Here is a 19,719-nt window from a genome sequence, read left to right on the forward strand (position 1 = left end):
GTGGCCCGTGCGGGAGTCTCAGGCGGTGCACCCGCCGTAGATGAGACGCGTTGGCCGCCTTTGCACCTTGATGATCTGGATCAACGACCTCACCCGCGGGACGCCCCGACCGCGTCGTCTCGCTCGTCCATGCCCTGGCTCCCGGAGCCGCCGATGGTGTGGATGCGGCGATCCGACGTGACCGCTGGCCGCAGCGCTGAACAGCGGCGCCCGCGCGCCGCCGCCGGAGCCGCCGGGGACGGCACCGCCCGGCCCCGCGCCATCGGCGCCCGCACGGCGGGAGGCAACGCCAGTTCGATGCATCCTCCATGATCGGGAGTTACACCGAACGATTTACAGTCCCCACCGGGCGCCGTGGTGGCGGCGACCACAGGCCCGACCATGAGGCCGACCATGCCCGGTGCGACCCCGACCGCGGGGCCGTCGAAGCGCGTCCGAAGTGACACGCAAATCGAACAAGCGATCTCATGCCGGTATGGGCGTGACCGGCTTACCCGACGACCTGGCGCGGACGCAGCACGCCTGGAACGCCACCTACCAAGCGCTCGCCGCATCCCGTCCCCGCGACGCCACCGCCCTGCGCCGCCGCCTGCTGCTCCTGTCCGTACGACTGTGGTGACACCCCTACTGGGCGACCGTCCCATCGGTGCCGGCGGCACGCTCCGAGCTGCGCGCGTAGCGGACGCGGTCAGCCGGGTCGAGGCTTCGCGGGCCGCTACCAGCGCCTGACGGCCTGTTCGGCGGCAACTCCGCGGAGGAACTGGCCGTCATCACGGAGTGGTTCACCCGGGCCACGGCCCTGGCCCACGCCTCCCTGGAGCAACTGAACCGCAACCAGTCCGAGGACGGCGCCCGAACCTCCCGCAGATCGCGGAGAACCTCGCCAGTCCGGCAAGACGACCGATGCAGACCGGTACGGCGCCCGCGGCTAGGGTGGGGGCATGCACATACGGGGGCGCAGGCTCAGATGCACAGCGGTGTCGGCGTTGGTCGTGCTGGCCCTGACCGGGTTCTCGTCGGGCCGTGGCCAAGGAAACAGCAGCCAGGACAGCAGTTCCGGCGGCGGTTGCAGCAACTCCAGCCAGGACCACGACAGTTCGACGTCGGGCGGCGGTGGCTCGCATGGCAGCGACCCGCACCGTGGTTCGTCCAGCGGCTCACCCAGTGACTCGCACGACTCCGGAACCAGCACCGTTGGCAGCGGCGGCAGTTCACAGCCCAGCCCCACGGCGTCCCCCTCCAGCGGTACCGCCCGCCCCCTGAAGGACGGCACCGCCGTGCTCGTGCACTGCGCAAGCATGGAAGACCCGTACGCGACCGTCGAGATCAGGAATCCGAACGGACGCGACGGCCTCTTCACCGTGAAAGTCAGGTTCAAGGACAAGCACGGCTACACCATGATGGACACTGGCGATCAGGTGCCGGTACCCGCGAAGGACAGAACAACCTTCCGGGTGCCCGTTGCCGGCTCGGGACGCGTGGACGCGATCGATCACTGCGAGGTCGATCCGAGAGCTGCAGCCGTCCGGTGACGGTCGGACAGGTCCTGGCCGGCACATGATGGCCGGAAGCGGTCACCCGACCGACCAGTGGGTGGAGTGACACCGTTTCGGAGGCGGCCAACCCAAAGGGCGAAGCGTCATTGGGCTGTCCATCCGTTGTTGTTGAGTGTGTACCGGCGGTCGTCCGGACTTCTTCCGCGGTGGACTGGCCGGGCCGCCTGCGCGACGACGTCCTGCCCAGCGTACGTTCCGGCTGATGACCGAACTGGGCGCGGCAACCCGCTCCAGGCCGCAACACAGACCGCGCGCCGGGGACAGCGCGTCAATTCGCCGAGACGGTGCTCCGCACCCGCGGCATGACCGATCATGGTCGGCATGTCACTCATAGCATCCGTCGTGGTGTGGGCCGTCGCCTGCCTGCATGCCTACATCCTCGTCCTGGAGATGTTCCTCTGGACCGGCCCGAGAGCGCGGGCGGCCTTCGGGACCAGTGTCGAGTTCGCCTCCCGAACGAAGGCGCTCGCGGCCAACCAGGGCCTGTACAACGGCTTCCTCGCCGCCGGCCTGGCGTGGGGCGCGGTGGCCTCCGACCCGGTGGGTTTCCAGGTGAAGGTGTTCTTCCTGGTGTGCGTCGCGGTGGCGGGCCTGTACGGGGCCGCCAGCTCCAGCCGGCGGATCCTGTACGTCCAGACGCTCCCGGCGGCCTTGGGCCTCACGCTCGTGTTCCTGGCCCACTGACCGACGCCCTGTGGCGGAGCCCGGGCCGGCGCTCCCGGATCCGCCGACCACGGTTCCCAAGCACGCTACGCAATGGGACCACTTGCTGTGTGCACTTCGCTGCTGCCCTGCCGGAACGACAGCGAATGCAGCATCCAGTGGAAGCCTGCTCAAGAGCACATTTCCATGCAGCGGTCGCCACGGGTTCAGCAGGCCTATTCGTGTTCCCCTTGCGTCACTGCCGCAGAGCGCTCACCCGACTTGTCGGTCAAAAGCCTGAGTTGGTCCGCTGCCGTGGACGCGACGTGGTGCGGAAGGAGGCTCTCGGGAGGCCGCCCACCACTCTGCACCGGTAGGACGATCACCGTTCGACCCCGTCCGGAGCAACGTGTCGATCTCTGTTGCATGCTGAGCAAAGGCTTGTACGCACTCCTACTCGTCCGGCCGCAGGAACAGCGAGCGCCGCAGCGGCAAGAGGCTGGTCTGTGTGAGCCTCCCCGTCTCGGGTTCGGTCGCGGCGTGGGTGCCCGGTACCGCCGTCAGGCCGGTACCTCGACCGTCGCGTCCGCCTGGGTCCGCTCCCGTACGACACGGCGGCGGCGGGCCGGCAGCAGGAGCGGGTTGGCGACGCCCCAGGCCGCGCCCTTGCAGACCAGCTCCTTGTAGACGGCGGCCGTGCGTCCGGTCAGGGCCGCCCGCACGGCGCGGTCGTCGGCGGTGACGAACTGGATCAGGCCCTCCCTGCGGCCCAGCGAGATGCACTGGTTGAAGTAGCGCAGCGGCACGTTCGGGAGCTTCCCGCTGGTCAGTCGCGCCGCGATGGCGTCGGCGGCCTGCCACGCCATGAGAACGCCCGAGGCGCACGACATCCGCAGCGGCCTGTCGCCGGAGCCCAGGGCCATGGCCGCGTCGCCCACGGCGTACACGTCCGGGTGCGAGACCGAGCGCATGGTCCGGTCGACCACGATCCGGCCGGTGTCGGTGACCTCCAGGGTGGTGGCCAGGGCGATCGGGTGCACGGCGAAGCCGGTGGTCCAGACGGTGACCGCGGCCGGGACGGACGTGCCGTCGGCGGTGGTGATGCGGTCGGCCTCGACGGCGGTGACCACGGCGTGCTCGTGGACGGTGATGCCGAGGGTGCCGAAGACCTTCCGCAGGTGTGCGCGTCCCTTGGGCGACAGCCAGTCGCCGAGGCCGCCACGGGCGGCGAGGGCGACATCGAGGTCCGGGCGGGCCTCGGCGATCTCGGTCGCGGCCTCCAGGCCGGTGAGACCGCCGCCGACCACGACAACGGGCTCCCCGGCGGCCAGGCGGGCCAGCCGCTCGCGCAGCCGCAGTGCTCCGGGGCGACTGGCGATCTCGTGGGCGTGCTCGGCGGCGCCCGGGACTCCGTGGTCCGTCCAGCCGCTGCCGAGGGCGTACACGAGGGTGTCGTACTCCAGGTCCTCGGCGCCGTGCGCGCCGGTGACGGCGACGGACCTGCGGTCGGCGTCGACGCCGGTGACCTGCGCGAGCTTCAGTTCGACGCCGGTGCCCGCGAACATCTCGCTGAAGGGTCGGGGCCTGAGGTCCTGGCCGACCGCGAGCTGGTGCATGCGGACGCGCTCGACGAAGTCGGGCTCGGCGTTGACGAGCGTGATGGTGACGTCTTCGCGGCTCAGCCGCCTGGCGAGGCGTCCGGCGGCGATGGCTCCGGTGTATCCGGCTCCGAGGACGACGATGCGGTGCTGCATTTCCGGGCTCCTGTCTTGAGCGGATTCGCCCCTTGAACCGGGCGGCCCGCCGTTTCCTGACAGGAACGGGGTGTGAAGCACCTCACATCGCGGTCAGAACGCGGTGAGCAGGGGCTCGCCGTGGTCGGCGGCCGCCCACCGCCGGGTGGCGCGCTCGAGCTTGTCGGGGTTCACCTGGTTGCGGAACGCGGCGATGCCGCCCGCGGTGACCTCCAGGCACATGACTCCGACCACCCGGCCGCCGACGACCGCCACGAGGGCGGGGTCGCCGTTGGCGGTCGTGGCGTGGACCTCGGCCGGGCCGCCGACCAGAGCGCGCTTGGCCGCGCTCGGCTTGAACAGGCCGCGGAGGAACTTCGCGACCGCGAGGGCGCCTTCGAACGCCTTGGCGCGGGCCGGGACCTTCCCGCCGCCGTCACCGATGGAGACGGCGTCCTGGGTGAGCAGCCGTACCAGCGGCTCAGTGCGGCCGCTGGTGGCGGCCGCGAGGAACTCGTCGACGATCCGGCGGGCGGCCGCCTCGTCGACCTCGCTGCGTGCCTTGCCGGCCGCGACGTGCTTCTTGGCGCGGTGGAAGATCTGCTGGCTGGCGGTCTCGGTGGTGCCGAGGATCGCGGCGATCTCCCGGTGCGGGTAGTCGAAGGCCTCCCGCAGCACGTACACGGCCCGCTCGTTCGGGGAGAGGCGCTCCAGGAGGACGAGGACTGCGTACGACACCGATTCGCGCTGTTCGGCGGTGTCGGCCGGGCCCAGCATCGGGTCTCCGGCGAGCAGCGGCTCGGGCAGCCACTGGCCCACGTAGGTCTCGCGCCGCGCGCGGGCGGAGGAGAGCTGATTGAGGCACAGGTTGGTGAGGACCTTCGTCAGCCATGCCCCGGGGACCTCGATACGGTCGACGTCGGCGGCCTGCCAGCGCAGGAACGTCTCCTGCACGGCGTCCTCGGCCTCGGCCGCGGAGCCGAGGAGACGGTAGGCGATGGCCTCCAGGCGGGGCCTGGACGCCTCGAACCGGTCCACGTCGTTCACCGTCAGGGCCATGGCTCGGATCCTAGCCCCCCGTGGTGCCGGCCGGCCTCGGCAGTGCGGCCCCGCCGCACGTCGGGGACGGGCGTGACCTCATCACCGCCGTCGTCGCGGGCGTCCAGACGATGGCGCTGATCGGGTCCGCCAGCACCCCGCAGATGCTGGCCGCGGGCTGGCACGGCGCGAAGGTGCTCGGCGTGCACGGCGCGGCCGCAGCGGCCGGAGTGATCCTCGGTCTCACGCCGGAACAGCAGACCAACGCCTTGGGCATCGCCGGCAGTGACTCGGGCGGCACGGTGGAGTACGCCCAGCACGGGGGCGAGGTCAAGCGGACGCACCCCGGGTCGGCCGCCCGGTCCGGCGTGGAAGCGGCGCAACTGGCGCGACTCGGCCTCACCGGCCCGGCCACCATCTACGACGGCCCGAAGGGGCTGCTGAACCTCTTCGCCTGAGGGGGGACATCGCGGCCATGGAGCCGCTGTGGAACCGCTGGCTCATCCTTGACACGATGATCCGGTTCTTCCCCGGCGTGGCCACCAACCACGCCCCGTTGGACGTCGTAGGACAACTGCGCAGGCGACACGGCATCAAGGCGGCCGACGTCGCCCGGATCCGGATCGGTCTGGTCGACTTCGCCATCGGGCACGGCGGCAGCATCACGCGGCCCAGCGACGCCATCTCCGCCCAGTTCAGCCTCGCCTTCAGCGTCGGCCTGCAGTTCGTCACGGGCCGCAACGCCCCCGCCGACTACTTCGAGCCCTCCCGCTGGACCGACCCGGAGATCCTCGCCATCGGTGATCTCGTCGAGTCGTACCCGATGCCGATTCCCGAGGGCGACCCCGTCTTCAGCACCAAGGTGGACATCGAACTGCGGGACGGCACCGTTCTCAGCGCCTACCAGGCCGGTTTCCCGGGACACGCCAGCCGGCCCGCCACCCGCCAGGACATCGAGCGCAAGTTCCTGACAGCGGTCGACGGGCTCCTTCCCGCTGAGCGCGCCGCCGCGCTGCTGACCGCCGTGACCACCCTGGAGGAGCAGGACACCGTCCGTGCGGTGACGAAGCACTACGGCGTGCCCGGCCGTCCCACGGCCTGAAACGCGGTCGGCGCGGACTGACCGCAGGCCTGACGTCCGCGCGGACCACGCGGTGTTCGGCGAGCTGCCGCGCGGAGACCCCACCATGGCCGCGGGTTGTCCAGCCGGAGTACGGAGTACTTCGAGCGCGGCTGGGGGAACCTCGCCCGCCACCCGACCGCGGAAGTCCGCGGAAACATGTTTCCGGATATAAGCCATACACTCATACGTGTGACTATGAAAGATGACATTGCCGGGGCCGCGCGAGCCTTCCAGGACGCGGTCGAGGGCCTCGCGGCCGCGATACCCGGCGGGTTCCACGAGCGCGGCCGGGGCGGCGCCCTGCTGGCCACGACCGGCTCACACTTCCCCGTCTTCAACGGAGTCATGAGTGTGTCCCCGGTCCCGGACCCGGCGGAGATCGCCGCGCTCTGCGAGCAGGCCGGTTCCCATGTCGACAACCTGCCCTGGAGCATCCGGCTACGCGGCGAACCAGGGCAGGACCTCACCTCACTCGCCGCCCGTCACGGCCTCAACACGGTCAGCAGGCGTCCGTTCATGCTGCTGGCACTGGGGGACGGCCGGCCCGGACGGGAGGCGGCTGCGCAGGCGGAGTCCGTGCGTCCGCTCGGCGACGACGAGCACGAGATCCTGGCGGCTGTCATGGGAGCCGCCTTCGGCGCACCCCCGGCGGTCATCACCAGCCTGTTCACCCCGCTCGTCCTCGGTCTGCCCTTTGTCCAGGGCTACGTGGCCGAGACGGACGGAGTACCGGCCACGGCCGGCATCGCGATCCGCACCGGCGCACACGTCGGCCTCGTCAACATCGGCACCGTGCCCGAGCACCGCGGGGAGGGCCTGGGCCGCGCCGTCGCCGAGCGGATCCTGCGGGACGGGCACGCCTCCGGAGCGCGCACGGCGTATCTGCACTCCACCGACGAGGGGCTGCCCCTCTTCGAGCGGCTGGGTTTCCGCACCGAGGAGTTCTGGACCTTCTACACACGCTGACACATGTGGCCCTCCGGTGGGTCCCGCCCGCGCGCACCGGACCGCCGCGCCCGCGCTGGCCCGAAGGGTGAGGGCCGGTGACTGATGCCGGCGGTGTGGCCGGTGTGTCGCTGCCGGGCGGAATCCGGCAGCGACACACGTGCGTTTCGGCTCGGTGGCCTTGGCTGCCGGCCGTCTCGCACCGGCGGCCCGGCCGGACACGGATGCGAACGGCGCCCTGATGCCGCGGGGTGCGTCGCCCTGGCGGAAAGCGCCGGCTCCCTGAGCCGAACCCGAGGCACGTGGCCGGTCTCGGCGGCACTGGTCCGGTCCCACCGTGCGACCGGGGCGGTGCCTGGATGGTTCCCGCACATGTCCAGGGCCACGTGCGACCGACTGAGGGGCCTTTCGCCGCAGGGGACGCCGGACACCGGTCGGCGCGGTCAGCGCGGCTACGGCGACCAGCCCTCGCCCCGGGAACTGGAGGTGGTCCGCCTGGTGCTCGAGGACTGACCACTCCCGAGAACGCCAGCACCGTGTGCCGTTCGCCCAGGAACTTCAACGGGACGGGCGGGTTGACGTAGGGCGAGTCGGCGGTCAGGGACAGGACGCCGGAGTACGTTCCCGGCGTGGCGACGGCGGAACCGTCCCCGGTGACCCCTGATCCGCGCCGAGTGGCCCGGAGCGAGGTCGAGGGTGGTGCGGTTCTCCGTCAGCCAGGTCACCTGGTCGTCGGCGCACTGCCCGCAGCCGGGCAGTCCTACGGAACGTTGACAGTCTCGGTGTTCGGGATGCCCCAGGTGTCGGGCTGTACGAAGACGAACTCACTGCCGTGCCGGGGTGGCCGGCCCATCGTGTGTGGCTGCCGGGACGGGACAGTCCCAGGATCCTCCGCCTCACCAAGCGCTGGCCCTGGACAGGTGAGATCACAGGCGCCCTCGAACGACTCGCGCTCCTGCCCACTCCGGGCTGACCAGCAGACTTCCCGTCCCAACGACAGCACCACCCGACCCCGGGGCAGTGGAACCGGCGCCCACCCGACGCGACAGCCGGGCCACCGGCCTGCTCGCTCGCCACCCGCCCCGGAAACCGAAAAGGCCCGCCGACTCCGTCGACGGACCCTCACAAAAGATCGGGGCTAGGGTCGATCGCTGTTCATCTGCGCCTGCGGATCAGTCGCCGATCTACCTGAGGTTGAACTCGTGGAGTCGTAGGGGCTGACGGTTCGTCGCCTGTGCGGTATCACCGGGGCATGCGGTATCCGTGCGACACAAGGGGGCGGGTTGACCGCCGAACGGCAGTAGTTCCGCGAGGAGTTACGGCTGAAGGCCGCCGAGAGGTTCGCCCAGGGCGAGGCGAGCTCGGTGATCGCCAGGGACCTGCGGGTCAGCGTCCGCCCGGTGCAGCGGTGGCGGCGGATGTGGGATGAGGGCGGTCCGCGGGCTCTGCGGTCACAGGGGCCGGCATAGTATCTCCAGCAGGGGAGCCATGGGCGTCATCGCGCAGCGCGGCAGCGAGCTGCCAGTCGTCGCGAGCCTCGGGGACACTCTGGTGTGGGATGGACGGCAGATCACCGTGGAGGATGCCGCACGACCCGCTTGAGCTCCATCTCGACCTGATACCCGTCCAGGGCGGCCTGCTCGGCGTGCGCGGTGATCGCCGCCGACGCCGAAGCCGCTGCCTGGCTCGCTGCCACCGCTGTCGGACAGATCTGACCCCGAAGCCCGACACGCCACAGGCTCGGGGAGACCAGCCATCATCCTTTCGCGACAACCTGCCAAGGCCCCCGCCGACCGTCAGCGCAGAGTGACAACGTCATTCGGGAAGCCACCGGTTCGTCCCGGCGGCGCGCACCGATGGCTGACCGGCCGCGCCCGCAACCACCAGGAGCAGCAAGCCACGATCGGGGCCTTTTCGGTTCAGGAGCATGCGATGACGGTGGCGGTGATGGAACTACAGGGCACGGCCGTAGCCGACCGGCTGCAGTGGGAGGGGCCGGCCGAGGGCGGCCGCACGTTGCCGCTGACTGCGCTCGCCTTCGCTGGGGTGTGGCCCGCGCCCGGATCGCCGGCGGAACAGACGTGCAGAACGGGCTCGTGGGCTTCGGACGCGTGGCCGAGATGCTGAGCCCGGGACGGGCGGCGAGCAAGCAGACCGTGGCCGCCGTGCGGGAGCCGCTCACCCGGGCCGCCACCGCCGCCGCCCCGCTGATGCGCTGTTCCCGACCCGGCCGTCGTCACCGCACCCGAACACCTGTTGAACGCCCTGCCGGATACGGACGGGGGTCGTGTGACGCACGCCACAGGAACCTGTGTCGACACGTGGACAAGGCTGGACGTGGATTACTCATTGCACACCCGGATACGGGCAGGCGACCCCGAGGCGTTCCGCGAGCTCTTCCGTGACCACGCCCGGCTGGTCCACCGGCACGCGGTGCGAGTGACCGGGGACTGGACCGTCGCCGAGGACATCGTCTCGCTGACCTTCTTGGAGGCGTGGCGACTGCGCACCAAGCTGCGGGACGAGGGCGACAGCCCGCGCCCCTGGCTGATGGGCATCGCCGTGAACGTACTGCGCAACACCACCCGCGCCGCGCGCCGCCACCAGCGGGCCCTGCAGCGTCTGCCGGTCAAGGAAACGGTCCCGGACTTCGCCGACGAACTCGTCGGCCGGATAGCCGATGCCGACGAGCTGGCCGCCGCCCAGCGGGCACTGGAGAAGTTGCGCCGGAGTGAACGGGAGGTCTTCACACTCTGTGTGTGGTCCGGGCTCAGCTACGCGGAGGCAGCAGCCGTGCTCGGCGTGCCGGTCGGCACCGTGCGCTCGCGCCTGTCCCGCGCCCGCAGACGGCTGAGCAAGCTGGCTGAGGAAGAACTGGAAAAGCGCAGGGAACCGCCGCCGCGCAACGGACAAGTACAGGGCGGCCGCACTCCTGCGGCCCGGTCACACGAGTCGTACGAGGAGAGGTCCGAATGATCCGCAAGAAGTCGCGGCGTGAAGAATCGCTGGACCACGCGGAGCTGGCCCGTTTGCTGCCGGCGCCCGGAGACCCGCACCTGTCGCTCGACCGTCACCAGCTTCTCGAGGAGCACCTGATGAACGAGATCCAGCGAACAGCACCCGCCCCCGCGCCGTCCCGCCGCCCCGCACGCCGTGTCCTGCTGATCGGTGTCCCGGTCACCGCCGCCGCCCTGGCCGGCGCATTCGCCTTCACCGCGCTGACCAGTTCCAGCGGCAGCGACACGAATGCGACCACCCCGGCCCCGGTCGAAGCCCCGGTCGTCCACATCGAACCCGGCAGCACCGCCCAGCTCGCCTCCACCGTCGAGCACATCGCCGCCGCCGCCTCGGCCGGCAAGACGCCCGAACCCGGCCCGGGCCAGTACATCTACATCAAGAGCAAGGTCTCCTACCTCACCGTCTCGCACACCGACACAGACGAGTCCAAGACCTTGGTCCAGCCCCTGCACATCCGTGAGGTCTGGAATTCTCCCGACGGCAAGCAGGGCTGGCTGGACGAGCCCGGCTACCATCCCAAGGGCGGCATCACCCTCAACAGCGACGTCGAGCGCAGCTTGAACGCCCCCTCCTACGACTACCTCAAGACGCTGCCCACCGACCCGGACGCCCTGCTGAAGAAGATCTACAAGGAGACCAAGGGCAAGGGGAACTCCCCGGACCAGCAGGCGTTCACCACGGTCGGCGACCTGCTCGATGAGCAGCTCGCACCTGCGAAGCTCAACGCGGCGCTGTACCGGGCCGCGGCCAAGATCCCCGGCGTTGTGGTGGTGGAGCATGTGAAGGACGCCGCGGGACGCGAGGGCATCGCCCTGGCCCACGTCGACCAGCAGAGCGGCGATCGCACCGAGTGGATCTTCGACCGCAGGACATATGCGTATCTCGGCAGCCGCGCTGTGCAGGTCAAGCAGGCCGACGGCATCAAGCCCGGCACGGTCCTCGAGAACACCGCCGTGCTGGAGCGGGCCGTCGTCGACGCCCAGAAGCAGCGCCCGGGCGCGCAAGGTACCGATGCGTGAGGACGCTCTAGTTGTTCTGTCCGGGGAGGTTGCGGACGGGTGAGCCAGGTCTCGGCTGTGGGGTCTTGAACGGGTGAGGGCCTTCCGGGGTCGGTGTGGATTGCGACGTCTGCACCGACCGAAAGGCCCTCGTGTCCCACCGTGATGCACCTCTGACCGAGACCGGACGCCTGCGGCCGGCCCGCTGCGTGGTCGAGGACGGCTGGACTCTTCGCCGTGCCGCCGAACGCTTCCAGGTGTCGCCTACCACCGCTCAGCGGTGGGCCGACCGCTACCGCACGCGGGGTGAGCAAGGGATGGCCGATCTGTCCTCTCGCCCGCGTACGAGCCCGCGCCGCACCCCGACCCGCGCCGAACGGCGGATCACCAAGGTCCGCCTCCTGCGCCGCTGGGGGCCGGCCCGCATCGCACACGTGCTGCACCTGGTGCCCTGGACCGTACACCGGGTGCTGACCCGCTACGGCCTGGCTCGCCTGTCCCACCTGGACCGGGCCACGGGCGATGTCATACGCCGCTACGAACGCGACCGCCCCGGCGAGCTGGTGCATGCCGACATCAAGAAGCTCGGCAATATCCCCGACGCCCTCAGCCGTGTCTCCGGCAGGTCCGTCGTCACCCGGGACCGGCTTGACCGCGTAGCCGGTGCCCAGGGTTGGCTCGAGGACCAGGTCCGGGGCAAAGCACAGGAACGGCAGACCGACGACCTCCAGAACGTCCTCGGACGCCCCACCACCACCCTCGACCAGGCCGTCAACGCGATCATCACTCACCGCACGGGGTGGCGGTCGCTCTCCCTTGTGATCGCCACCCCTGCGGGTTCCAAGTGGAGAACAGGCCCGCGAACCGGCGGTCACCGGCTGCACGGGATACCCGGTGCCCACCGACTGCCTGGCGGAGCCCCCTGACAACCGTGCCGAGCCGGGGGCGTGGTGGGCGGTGTGACCGAGCGGGAGCGGCGGAGCTCTGCCGCCCCGCAGGCCCCATGTCGCCTTCCGGAAGAAGGCCTCGACTCGATCGGTCTGCTGCTCAGTGACCGCCGGGGTGACGGGGCTGGGCCGGCTTGCCGCTTCCACCCCCTGCCCTTCCAGTCCCTGAACGAAAGCACAGCTCAGGACCGGTCCTTCCAGGAAGGAAGGGGCTGAAGGGGCTGTGTTCTTCAGATAGGTGAGGTCATGCCGTCGGGCGGTTCCGGCTCCACGGCAGCAGGCGCTGGTGCAGGGCCGCGCCAGATGCCGTCCCAGGGCCCGGTCGGTGAGCAGCGGGGGCTCCCCGGCCACCGCATGGCTGTGCTGAGGCGCGCCCGACCTCGCCCTCTTCGCTGCGCTCGGCCGTCCGGATCATGGCCGAGCTGCGCGAGGAACTGCCGGGCGCGGCCCCGTGCTTGAGCCCCTTCGCAGACAGTGACAGCACCATCTCGTCCACGCCGGTCAGGCGCCGCTGCCGCTTCTTGACGAGCTGCGGCTCGAACGTGCCGGCCATGTCCCGGGGGACCTTCACCTCGACCGGAGCACACCAAGTCGGGCTCGGCGCCCCGCTCTCCCGCCGAGCCGACGAGCCGACGAGCCGGCCGGGAGTGACGGTGCGCCGCCGGTCGACCCGGACGGTCGGGTCGGGAACGGCGTCGCCGAGGGCCTGGGCGAGGCCGACGAAACGGCTGCGGCCGGGCCCGCCCGTCGCGTGCATGACCGAGACGACCGGCAGCCAGTCCGCGTCGACGGTCTCGCCCGCGCCTGTCCCCGCGCCCTCCCCGCCGGCGGGTGGCGTCTTGCGTGATCGGGGTGCAGCGTCACGCGCAGCACACTTACCGCCCGTACATCGGCGTGGAAGAGCCCGTGCACGGCGGCCCCGGGAGCGGATGCGTCCAGGTTGCCGTCCGGCCGGGACAGGACGACCGTCGGGGCGGCAAGGGTGACCGCGAGGTCGTGCGCTTCTGCTGGATGGCGGAGTGCGCCGTCCTGGCGGAGGATGTAGCGTGTGCGCCATCCTTACGCGTTCGCGGCGCAGGTGGCGCACCTGTTCGAGAACGGCTGACGACCGCGCTGTGGCCGGGGCCGGCGTGGGTGCGCAGGCGGGCGAGAGCGTCGGTGCCGCGGTGGGTGGGGATGCATCTGCGGGGCCAGGCACTGAGCACGGTCGAGCGGACGCACAGCCGTCCACCTCAATAAGAGTTGACGGCTCTCGCCTGTCTTCCTAAGCGAGCCCCGGTTGCGAGGGGCCGTCTCTGTTTCGACCAGAGCCTGCACCCCCTTGCCCACCCTGTCATCACAAGCAGCGTTTTGGCCAGCGCGCCCGGCCTACGTCTTGAGCACACTTTCCTCACCGGCCCGACACGAAACGGTCAGTGGTGATTGCGCGCGGTGGTGTGGAGGTGCTCCAGGGCGTCGAGGACGACGGTGTGGCGGTGCCAGTGCAGCCATCGGCCCACGGTGGTGCCGGTCTTCTCCAAGGCGGTGAGCTGTGTCTGGCTGAGGCCTGCCAGGGGCTGTTCGTGGTGGGAGGAGATCATGCCGAGCACGTGGCCACGGCTGGTCAGGGGGAGGCTGTGGGCGGCGCGGCTGCCGGCCTGGAGGATGGCGTGGCGGGAGTCGTCATCGAAGATGTCGGCTGATTCGACGTCTTTCACGGTGATCTGCTGACGCTGCTGGGCGGCCTGCGCGCACAAGGTGGTCGAATCCTGGACGAAGGCGAAGAAGTCAGTGAAATACCGGTTCAGGCCGGTGTGCTTCTCCAGGCGCAGCATCCCGTGTTCGGCGAGCTGGACGTTGCCCATATCGGTTTCGGTGACGTGCAGGACCCGTCGCAGCGCTGCCCGAAGAACCACTGCTTGACTTTCGGCCCCTGCCCCTTGCAGCGCCAGATCCGGCAGCGCGGGGGCGACGAAGCGGGCCCGGCGCGGAAACCACTGCCCGGCACCGGCGTCCGGGCCGGCGATGCGCACCACGGCATCGGCGAGCGTGTGCAGCTTGATGTTGAAGCGCTGAGACGTCTGCTTCAGCAGTTCGAACCCTGCGGCGGGACTGGCCAGACGGTAGCGGTGGACCAGGATCCGCTGCGCCGGTTCGACCGCGGCCCGCGCGAGCTGCCGGTTGCGCACCTCAAGTGCACCCGGCGCAGCGGTGGGTACGCCCTCACAAGGCCCGTCCGTGTGGGGACCGACCGGCAAGGAGCCGGACATCCCTTGACTTCCGTCGATCACAACGGCACCTCCTGAGGGCATTAGGACATGACAGAACCGCAGGAACGCACGCTTGCTCGTGATGCGTCCCGCGGTGTGCCTGTGGCCTAAGCACTCACCCTCAGCCTAAACACACCACCGCCCAGCTCGATACAGGGCCTCCCCTGCTGGAAGTTCGAAGTTGCAGGCTTGTGGACTTGTCGTCGGGCTTCAGTCTTGGTTGTCGTCTGCGGTGAAGAGTTCGAGCAGTTCCCGGACAGGCACGTGTGCTTCCGGTGGGTGGCGGAGGGTGCTGTCCCGGTTGAGGATATAGCGCGTGCGCCGTCCGTCGCGTTCGCGGTGCAGATATCCAGCCTGGTCGAGGTCGGTGACGATGCTCAGTGCGGTGCGTTCGGTGACGTGGCGGGCCGCGGCGATGTCGCGAAGGCGGCTGCCAGGTCGCGAGCGAGGACGAGCAGCACGCGGGCGTGGGTGGTGAGGAAGCCCAGCTTCCCGGCCTGCTCCTCCACGATCCGCTGCTGGGAATACCCGCAGAGAATTTCCAGAAACAGACCTCGCTGGTGTGAGGATGCTGCGAAGTTTCCGGGGTAGCCGGGTGGGCACTGCTCGGCGCTTCGGAAGTGAGGCGGGGCCATGGATACTGCTGCCCAATACGAGGGCCAGGAGCCGCTCGTCGACCGTCCGATCGCGGCGTCCGCCGCGTTCGAGGGCAGCGCGCAGATCGCCGAGGCCCGTGACATGGCCCGCGGCTTCCTGACGTCGGTGCAGGCCGAGCACGGGCTGCCGGTGTCGGCTCGCGCGATGGGCATGGTGCAGCTGGTGGTGAGCGAGCTGGTCACCAACGCCCGCAAATACGCGCCGGGACCGTGCCTGCTGCATTTGGAGATCAGCGAGGGCGCCGTCCAGATCACCGTGTGGGACAGCGCCACCATCCTGCCGTCGGTCCAGGAGACGAACCCGGACCGGGTCGGCCAGCACGGCCTGGAGATCGTCATGGCCGTGTCCCAGAGCTTCTGCATCCACCGGGAACCGGTGGGCAAGCGGATCACCGCGTCCGTCGTACTCGCCGACGACCCCGACGGCGACGTGGCCGGCCGTCAGGCCCTGTGACATCAGGCCGCTAGGCGGTTTCGTGTGGGATCAGCGTGCGGACCAGAGGAAGATGCCTGTGATGTGGAGTCCGGCCAGGTAGATGGTCGCGGTCTTCTCGTAGCGGGTGGCGATGCCGCGCCACTGCTTCAAGCGGTTGATGCACCGTTCGACGGTGTTGCGCTGCTTGTACGCCTCCGGGTCGAAGGCCGGCGGTCTGCCCCGCCCCGTCCCCGCCGCATCCGGTTGGCCCGCTGGTCGGCCCGTTCAGGCATCACCCTGCGGATACCGCGTCTGCCCAGGTGGTCCCGGATCTCGCGGGAGGAGTACGCCTTGTCGGCCAGGACCATGTCCGGCCCGGTGCGGGGCCGTCCACGACGGCGGGGAACGCGCAGCCGGGCCACGACGTCCGTGAAGGCCGGCGCGTCACTGGCCTGCCCGGCGATGAGATGGAGCCCGACCACCCGCGCCGTCTTCGGCCGGTCCTACGCCGCCGAGCCCGACGTACTCGTCGACCAGCTGGCCCGGGACGAGGCGATCGCCGCGGCCGACACGCTGTTGCTCACCGTGCCGAACCAGCTCGGTGTCGACCACAACGCGCATGTCATCGGCAGCAGCCTGACGCACGTGGCGCCGGGACTCGGCTGGCGCTGACCGGCCGACGGGCGACCGGCTGTGCCACCGGGGCGGGTGGCACAGCCGTCCTGCGCGACAGGGGTCAGGACTGAGGGGTCAGGCCCAGGGTGAGGTCACGACCCAACTTGTGTCGTCGGCCCAGGAGGTGGCGCTGTCCCAGGTGTTGGTGCCGCCGTCGGCGGCCACGTAGGCGGCGTAGTTGTAGTGGCGGACGAAGTCGGCGGGGTAGTTGGCGGACCGCAGTGAGACGCCCTGGCCGTTGTGGGCGGCCTGCGGGCAGAACGTGGCGTCCAGCCGGGCCAGCGCGGTGTCGACGGTGTCGACCCGCAGCCGGAAGTCGTAGTGGCGCAGGTACTGGCCCGGCTTGTCGGCGGACTCGAACGACACGCAGGTGGCGTCGCCCAGCCCCGCGCGCACGGTCCAGGTGGCGGCGGCCTTCTCGGCGGCCGGGCTGGAGGAGGACGTCGCCGCGATGACGGCGTTGGCGTCGGCGGTGTTGTGCCGCAGGTAGTCGGCGGTGCAGCAGGAGGTGGTGGCCCGCAGGGAGACGCGTGAGCCGACGGCGGGAGCGCCCGCCACGGTGGACGTGGAGTAGCCGGTCGCGTTGATGTTGGACTGGACGGCGTCCTCGGTGGCGTCGGTCGGGTAGCCGGACGTCATGACGCCCTCGTAGAAGGTGCCGGCCGATCCGTTGCTGTTGTCGCCGCCGATGCCGAGGATGATCGCGCCTTCCTTCTTCATCGGGTTGTAGCCGGTGGCGTTGGGGCGCGGACCGTCGTAGGCGGTGGCCAGGCCGCCCGACTGGGCGTTGCCGGAGCGGATGGCCCAGTGGTTCGGTCCACCCTTGACAGCGGCGGTCAGGAAGCGGTGGCTGACGCTGGGATTGCCCGCGTTGTAGCCCCGGTTGACGCCGGAGAACAGGCCGTTCTCGAGGTCGGCCATGACCCAGGGGCCGTTGCCGGAACCGTAGCCCCAGGTCCTGCTGCTGCCGAAGTAGATGGTCTCCATGGTGCCGTTGCCGTTGTCGCGGCTGTTCGTCTCGGCGTTGCCGTAGTCGAAGCAGCAGCCGCCGTTGTAGTGGGTGCCGTCGAGGACGGCGTACATGCCTTCCGGCTGGTCACCGGTGGCGATTCCGTTGGTGCTGTTGTCGCGGTACCCGGTGCCGGGCGCGATGAAGACGCCATACGCCTTGTGGCCGCCCACGGTCACGGGTGCGGCGGAGGCCTCGGCGAGGTTGTCGTAGCCTCCGGCGGCCGGGCCCTGGAAGCCTCCGGGCGGGGCCTGGGTGAGGTGGTTGCCGCGGCCCGACTGGTCGTAGACGACGGTGATCAGACAGCTGGTGCCGGCGCAGAAGGCGTCCTGTGCAGCGGCGTCGGCGTAGCCGCCCGCGCTGAGCACGCCGATGTCCCGCGTGGCGCCGTCGGACGCGCGTTTCACCTGGTACAGGCGGCTGTTGTACGCGGAGTACAGGGCGCGGGTGGTGCTGTGGGCGGCGACGCAGGGGGTGCCGCCCGCGGCGTACAGGTCGCAGGGCAGCGAGCCGGCGGCCGCCGCGCTGGTGCTCGCGGAGGTCTGGGTGGCGAACACGGCGCTGACCAGGGCCAGTGCGAGGGCGAGCAGGACGAGCGGCTTGTCCCGCCAGGTGTGGGGTGATCTCACCGACATGGGCGGTCTCCTGGGATTGGGAATGGGGGAGCGGAGTCCGTTCTTCATTTAGTCATGTACATGACATTCACGGCTGTTCGGTGCGTTCGCTATACCGAACGTCGTTCGTGAATTCGTCGAGACCGTAGTGACACCGTGACGGGCAGTCAATACACGGGTACGAAAAGCATGGTGCGCGGTTGGGCGGGTGCGCCCCGTCGCGGGACGGGGCGCACCCGCTCACCAGGCGCTGCCTGCCCTAGTAGGACGGGCCAGCCGCTGTCCGGTGAGAAAGGCGTGGGCGGCGGTCACGAGGGTGACCTGGTGGTGCCAGCCGGGCCGGGACCGGCCTTCGACGTGGTCCAGTCCCAGGCCGTGCTTGAGTTCGCGGTAGTCGTGCTCGATGCGCCAGCGGACCTTGGCCAGACGGGCCAGGTCGGTGATCGGAGTGTCGGCCGGCAGGCTGGACAGCCAGTAGTCGGTGGGCGCCTCGGCGCCTTCGGGCCACTCGACCAGCAGCCAGCAGTCGGGCAGGATGCCGTCCCACCAGCCCTGTTCGGCCGAGGCGGCGGCCCGGATCGGACGCTCGACGGCCTTGCCGGCCGGGCGGACGCGCACGGCGGCGAAGCGCGACCGTAACGCGCCGCGTGAGCCCTGCCGCCAGGTGAGGGAGGTGAATGCCTCCTGTCCGAGGCCGGCGGCCAGGGCTGCCACCGAGGGTGCGGGCTGGCGGTAGCGGGGCTGAGTCCAGCACCCGATGGGACCGTTGCGGTCCGGGGCCACGGGCTTCGCGTCGAACGGGTGGGCACTCACGTCCGCGTGGACGGCCAGCACGTAGTCGATTCCCCGCTCGGCCAGGCCGGCCCGCAGGTGGGCATTGGTGCCGTAGGCGGCGTCGGCCACGACAACCGGTGGGCGCATGCCCCCGTCGGCCGGCGTGTCGAGCATGTCCTAGGCCAGCCGCCCCTTCTGGCGGTGGGTGACCTCCGGCGGGACGCGGGTGGGGGCGCGGCGGTCGGTGTCCGCCGCCCACTCCTTGGGCAGGAACAGCCGCCACTGCGGCGGCCAGGAGGCGGTGTCGGTGGCGGCGTGGACGCTGACCGCGACCTGGCAGTTGGCGCGTTTGCCCAGCGCCCCGCGGTACTGCGGGGCCACGGCGACCGACATTCTTCCGTCCTTGGGTACCGACACGTCGTCGATCACCCAGGCCGCCGGATTGACCAGCGGCAGCATCCGCTCTGCGATCCGCCGCTGCACGGGAACCGGGTCCCAGGTGGACTGGTTCACGAACTGCTGCAGGTTCTGCTCGTTGCCGTCCGGCAGCCTCGAGGCCATGGCTTGGATCGAATTGCGGCGACCGTCCAGCATCAGTCCCCGCGAGTAGCAGTCGCCCTTGCCTCGTTGGTCCTTGCGCGGCACCGACGCGAACACATCAGCCACGGGTTCTGGCACAACTTCTGTGATGCGGCCACTCCGAGTAACAGACGGACTCATTCGAACCGTCCGCGAAGTCGCCCGAAAATGGTCCGTGGCCCAGGCAGTCGGGCTGACATTTCGGGGCCGTGGAAGAGGTCGCGCTCCGGCTGAAGGAGCTGTTGTTCCCGTCAATCCCCAACGCCGCGGTGCTGTCGGTGGACGTTGACATCGAGATAGTGCGCGTTAACGCGCAGAGCATCGCGGGCGGCACTGTGTGTCCAGTTTGCGGAGTCTGGTCGAACCGAGTTCATGGTTCCTACCTGCGGTTTCCCGCCGATGTGCCGAGCGGTGGCCGAAGCGCTGTCCTCCAGCTGAGAGTCCGCCCGTTCACCTGTGAGAACTCGGGCCGCGCACGCCGTACCTTCGTCGAGCAGATACCTGGCCTGACGCGTCGGCACGGTCAGCGGACCGAGCGTTTGCGCTCCACCTTGGCCGCGGTCGGTCTGGCACTCGCAGGCCGGGCCGGAGCCGGCTTCGCCCGAGTTCTCGGAGTATCCATCAGTCGCAGCACGGTGCTCCGACTGGTCGACGCACTTCCCGAACCCGAGGTGGCCCGCCGCGGAGGTGCAGGGCTGCGGCGAGCACGGTCAACAGCCACCGTCCTCGCTGGGTGAGCCAGGCGACG

The 19,719-nt window shown here is 70.3% G+C and carries 17 protein-coding genes and 6 pseudogenes; 14 read left to right on the forward strand and 9 right to left on the reverse strand.

Going from position 1 to position 19,719, the window contains the following annotated elements; all coding sequences use genetic code 11:
• Positions 1-481 precede the first annotated feature (481 nt).
• The 3 genes from ACGFRF_RS28185 to ACGFRF_RS28195 all read left to right on the forward strand — a co-directional run bounded on the left by ACGFRF_RS28185 (position 482) and on the right by ACGFRF_RS28195 (position 2,240).
• The gene (locus ACGFRF_RS28185; protein ID WP_393744566.1) at positions 482-619 is read left to right on the forward strand and encodes a hypothetical protein; all 138 of its coding nucleotides are present in this window, start codon (positions 482-484) and stop codon (positions 617-619) included.
• 358 nt (positions 620-977) lie between these two features.
• Positions 978-1,532: a hypothetical protein gene (locus ACGFRF_RS28190; protein ID WP_393744567.1), complete on the forward strand. Its 555-nt coding sequence runs from the start codon at positions 978-980 to the stop codon at positions 1,530-1,532.
• Between the two features lie 345 nt (positions 1,533-1,877).
• The gene (locus tag ACGFRF_RS28195; protein WP_393744569.1) at positions 1,878-2,240 is read left to right on the forward strand and encodes a DUF1304 domain-containing protein; all 363 of its coding nucleotides are present in this window, start codon (positions 1,878-1,880) and stop codon (positions 2,238-2,240) included.
• 518 nt (positions 2,241-2,758) lie between these two features.
• Here the strand turns inward: ACGFRF_RS28195 and ACGFRF_RS28200 are convergent.
• Complete coding sequence (locus ACGFRF_RS28200; RefSeq protein WP_393744571.1) at positions 2,759-3,952, reverse strand: NAD(P)/FAD-dependent oxidoreductase; 1,194 nt, start codon at positions 3,950-3,952, stop codon at positions 2,759-2,761.
• A 93-nt stretch (positions 3,953-4,045) separates the two neighbouring features.
• On the reverse strand, positions 4,046-4,990 hold the full coding sequence (gene sigJ / locus ACGFRF_RS28205; RefSeq protein ID WP_393744573.1) for an RNA polymerase sigma factor SigJ: 945 nt from the start codon (positions 4,988-4,990) through the stop codon (positions 4,046-4,048).
• Positions 4,991-5,010: 20 nt separating this feature from the next.
• On the opposite strand from sigJ, the gene ACGFRF_RS28210 reads away from it, so the two are divergent.
• The 5 genes and pseudogenes from ACGFRF_RS28210 to ACGFRF_RS28230 form a co-directional block, all read left to right on the forward strand.
• The gene (locus tag ACGFRF_RS28210) at positions 5,011-5,427 is read left to right on the forward strand and encodes an MmgE/PrpD family protein (protein ID WP_393744575.1); all 417 of its coding nucleotides are present in this window, start codon (positions 5,011-5,013) and stop codon (positions 5,425-5,427) included.
• Positions 5,428-5,444: 17 nt separating this feature from the next.
• Positions 5,445-6,071 (forward strand): hypothetical protein, encoded by a 627-nt coding sequence (locus ACGFRF_RS28215; RefSeq protein ID WP_393744577.1) that lies wholly within the window; start codon positions 5,445-5,447, stop codon positions 6,069-6,071.
• Positions 6,072-6,287: 216 nt separating this feature from the next.
• Positions 6,288-7,058, forward strand: a complete 771-nt coding sequence (locus ACGFRF_RS28220) for a GNAT family N-acetyltransferase (protein ID WP_393744679.1) — start codon at positions 6,288-6,290, stop codon at positions 7,056-7,058.
• Between the two features lie 351 nt (positions 7,059-7,409).
• On the forward strand, positions 7,410-7,550 hold the full coding sequence (locus tag ACGFRF_RS28225; protein WP_393744579.1) for a hypothetical protein: 141 nt from the start codon (positions 7,410-7,412) through the stop codon (positions 7,548-7,550).
• Positions 7,551-8,356: 806 nt separating this feature from the next.
• Positions 8,357-8,506 (forward strand): annotated as a pseudogene (locus ACGFRF_RS28230) (helix-turn-helix domain-containing protein); the annotation flags it as partial.
• 101 nt (positions 8,507-8,607) lie between these two features.
• Here ACGFRF_RS28230 and ACGFRF_RS28235 read toward each other — a convergent pair.
• Positions 8,608-8,733, reverse strand: coding sequence for a hypothetical protein (locus ACGFRF_RS28235; RefSeq protein WP_393744581.1), 126 nt, complete (start codon positions 8,731-8,733; stop codon positions 8,608-8,610).
• 641 nt (positions 8,734-9,374) lie between these two features.
• On the opposite strand from ACGFRF_RS28235, the gene ACGFRF_RS28240 reads away from it, so the two are divergent.
• From ACGFRF_RS28240 to ACGFRF_RS28250, 3 genes and pseudogenes are all read left to right on the forward strand, one after another.
• Positions 9,375-10,013 carry an RNA polymerase sigma factor gene (locus tag ACGFRF_RS28240; RefSeq protein ID WP_393744583.1) on the forward strand — a complete coding sequence of 213 codons (639 nt, stop codon included), beginning with the start codon at positions 9,375-9,377 and terminating at the stop codon, positions 10,011-10,013.
• Complete coding sequence (locus ACGFRF_RS28245) at positions 10,010-11,074, forward strand: CU044_5270 family protein (RefSeq protein ID WP_393744585.1); 1,065 nt, start codon at positions 10,010-10,012, stop codon at positions 11,072-11,074. The genes ACGFRF_RS28240 and ACGFRF_RS28245 overlap by 4 nt, the downstream gene beginning before the upstream one ends.
• Positions 11,075-11,205: 131 nt before the next feature.
• Positions 11,206-11,653, forward strand: a pseudogene (locus ACGFRF_RS28250) (leucine zipper domain-containing protein); the annotation flags it as partial.
• Between the two features lie 795 nt (positions 11,654-12,448).
• Here ACGFRF_RS28250 and ACGFRF_RS28255 read toward each other — a convergent pair.
• The 3 genes and pseudogenes from ACGFRF_RS28255 to ACGFRF_RS28265 form a co-directional block, all read right to left on the reverse strand.
• Positions 12,449-12,580: pseudogene (locus tag ACGFRF_RS28255) on the reverse strand (transposase); the annotation flags it as partial.
• Positions 12,581-13,412: 832 nt separating this feature from the next.
• Positions 13,413-14,168 carry an ANTAR domain-containing protein gene (locus tag ACGFRF_RS28260; RefSeq protein WP_393744587.1) on the reverse strand — a complete coding sequence of 252 codons (756 nt, stop codon included), beginning with the start codon at positions 14,166-14,168 and terminating at the stop codon, positions 13,413-13,415.
• 458 nt (positions 14,169-14,626) lie between these two features.
• Positions 14,627-14,758 carry a hypothetical protein gene (locus ACGFRF_RS28265; RefSeq protein ID WP_393744589.1) on the reverse strand — a complete coding sequence of 44 codons (132 nt, stop codon included), beginning with the start codon at positions 14,756-14,758 and terminating at the stop codon, positions 14,627-14,629.
• A 124-nt stretch (positions 14,759-14,882) separates the two neighbouring features.
• On the opposite strand from ACGFRF_RS28265, the gene ACGFRF_RS28270 reads away from it, so the two are divergent.
• Entirely contained in the window at positions 14,883-15,359 is a 477-nt protein-coding gene (locus ACGFRF_RS28270; protein ID WP_393744591.1) for an ATP-binding protein, read from the forward strand.
• Between the two features lie 30 nt (positions 15,360-15,389).
• Here the strand turns inward: ACGFRF_RS28270 and ACGFRF_RS28275 are convergent.
• Positions 15,390-15,778, reverse strand: a pseudogene (locus tag ACGFRF_RS28275) (transposase); the annotation flags it as partial.
• A gap of 19 nt (positions 15,779-15,797) precedes the next feature.
• Between ACGFRF_RS28275 and ACGFRF_RS28280 the strand changes: the two are divergent.
• Positions 15,798-15,992: pseudogene (locus tag ACGFRF_RS28280) on the forward strand (LLM class flavin-dependent oxidoreductase); the annotation flags it as partial.
• A gap of 78 nt (positions 15,993-16,070) precedes the next feature.
• On the opposite strand, the gene ACGFRF_RS28285 reads toward ACGFRF_RS28280, so the two are convergent.
• Entirely contained in the window at positions 16,071-17,639 is a 1,569-nt protein-coding gene (locus tag ACGFRF_RS28285) for an alpha-L-arabinofuranosidase B (protein WP_393744593.1), read from the reverse strand.
• A gap of 219 nt (positions 17,640-17,858) precedes the next feature.
• Positions 17,859-19,112 (reverse strand): annotated as a pseudogene (locus tag ACGFRF_RS28290) (IS701 family transposase).
• Positions 19,113-19,306: 194 nt separating this feature from the next.
• On the opposite strand from ACGFRF_RS28290, the gene ACGFRF_RS28295 reads away from it, so the two are divergent.
• Positions 19,307-19,708, forward strand: coding sequence for a hypothetical protein (locus ACGFRF_RS28295; RefSeq protein WP_393744681.1), 402 nt, complete (start codon positions 19,307-19,309; stop codon positions 19,706-19,708).
• Positions 19,709-19,719: the final 11 nt, after the last annotated feature.

Source organism: Streptomyces sp. NPDC048521 (assembly GCF_043199855.1).
Classification (GTDB): Bacteria; Actinomycetota; Actinomycetes; order Streptomycetales; family Streptomycetaceae; genus Streptomyces.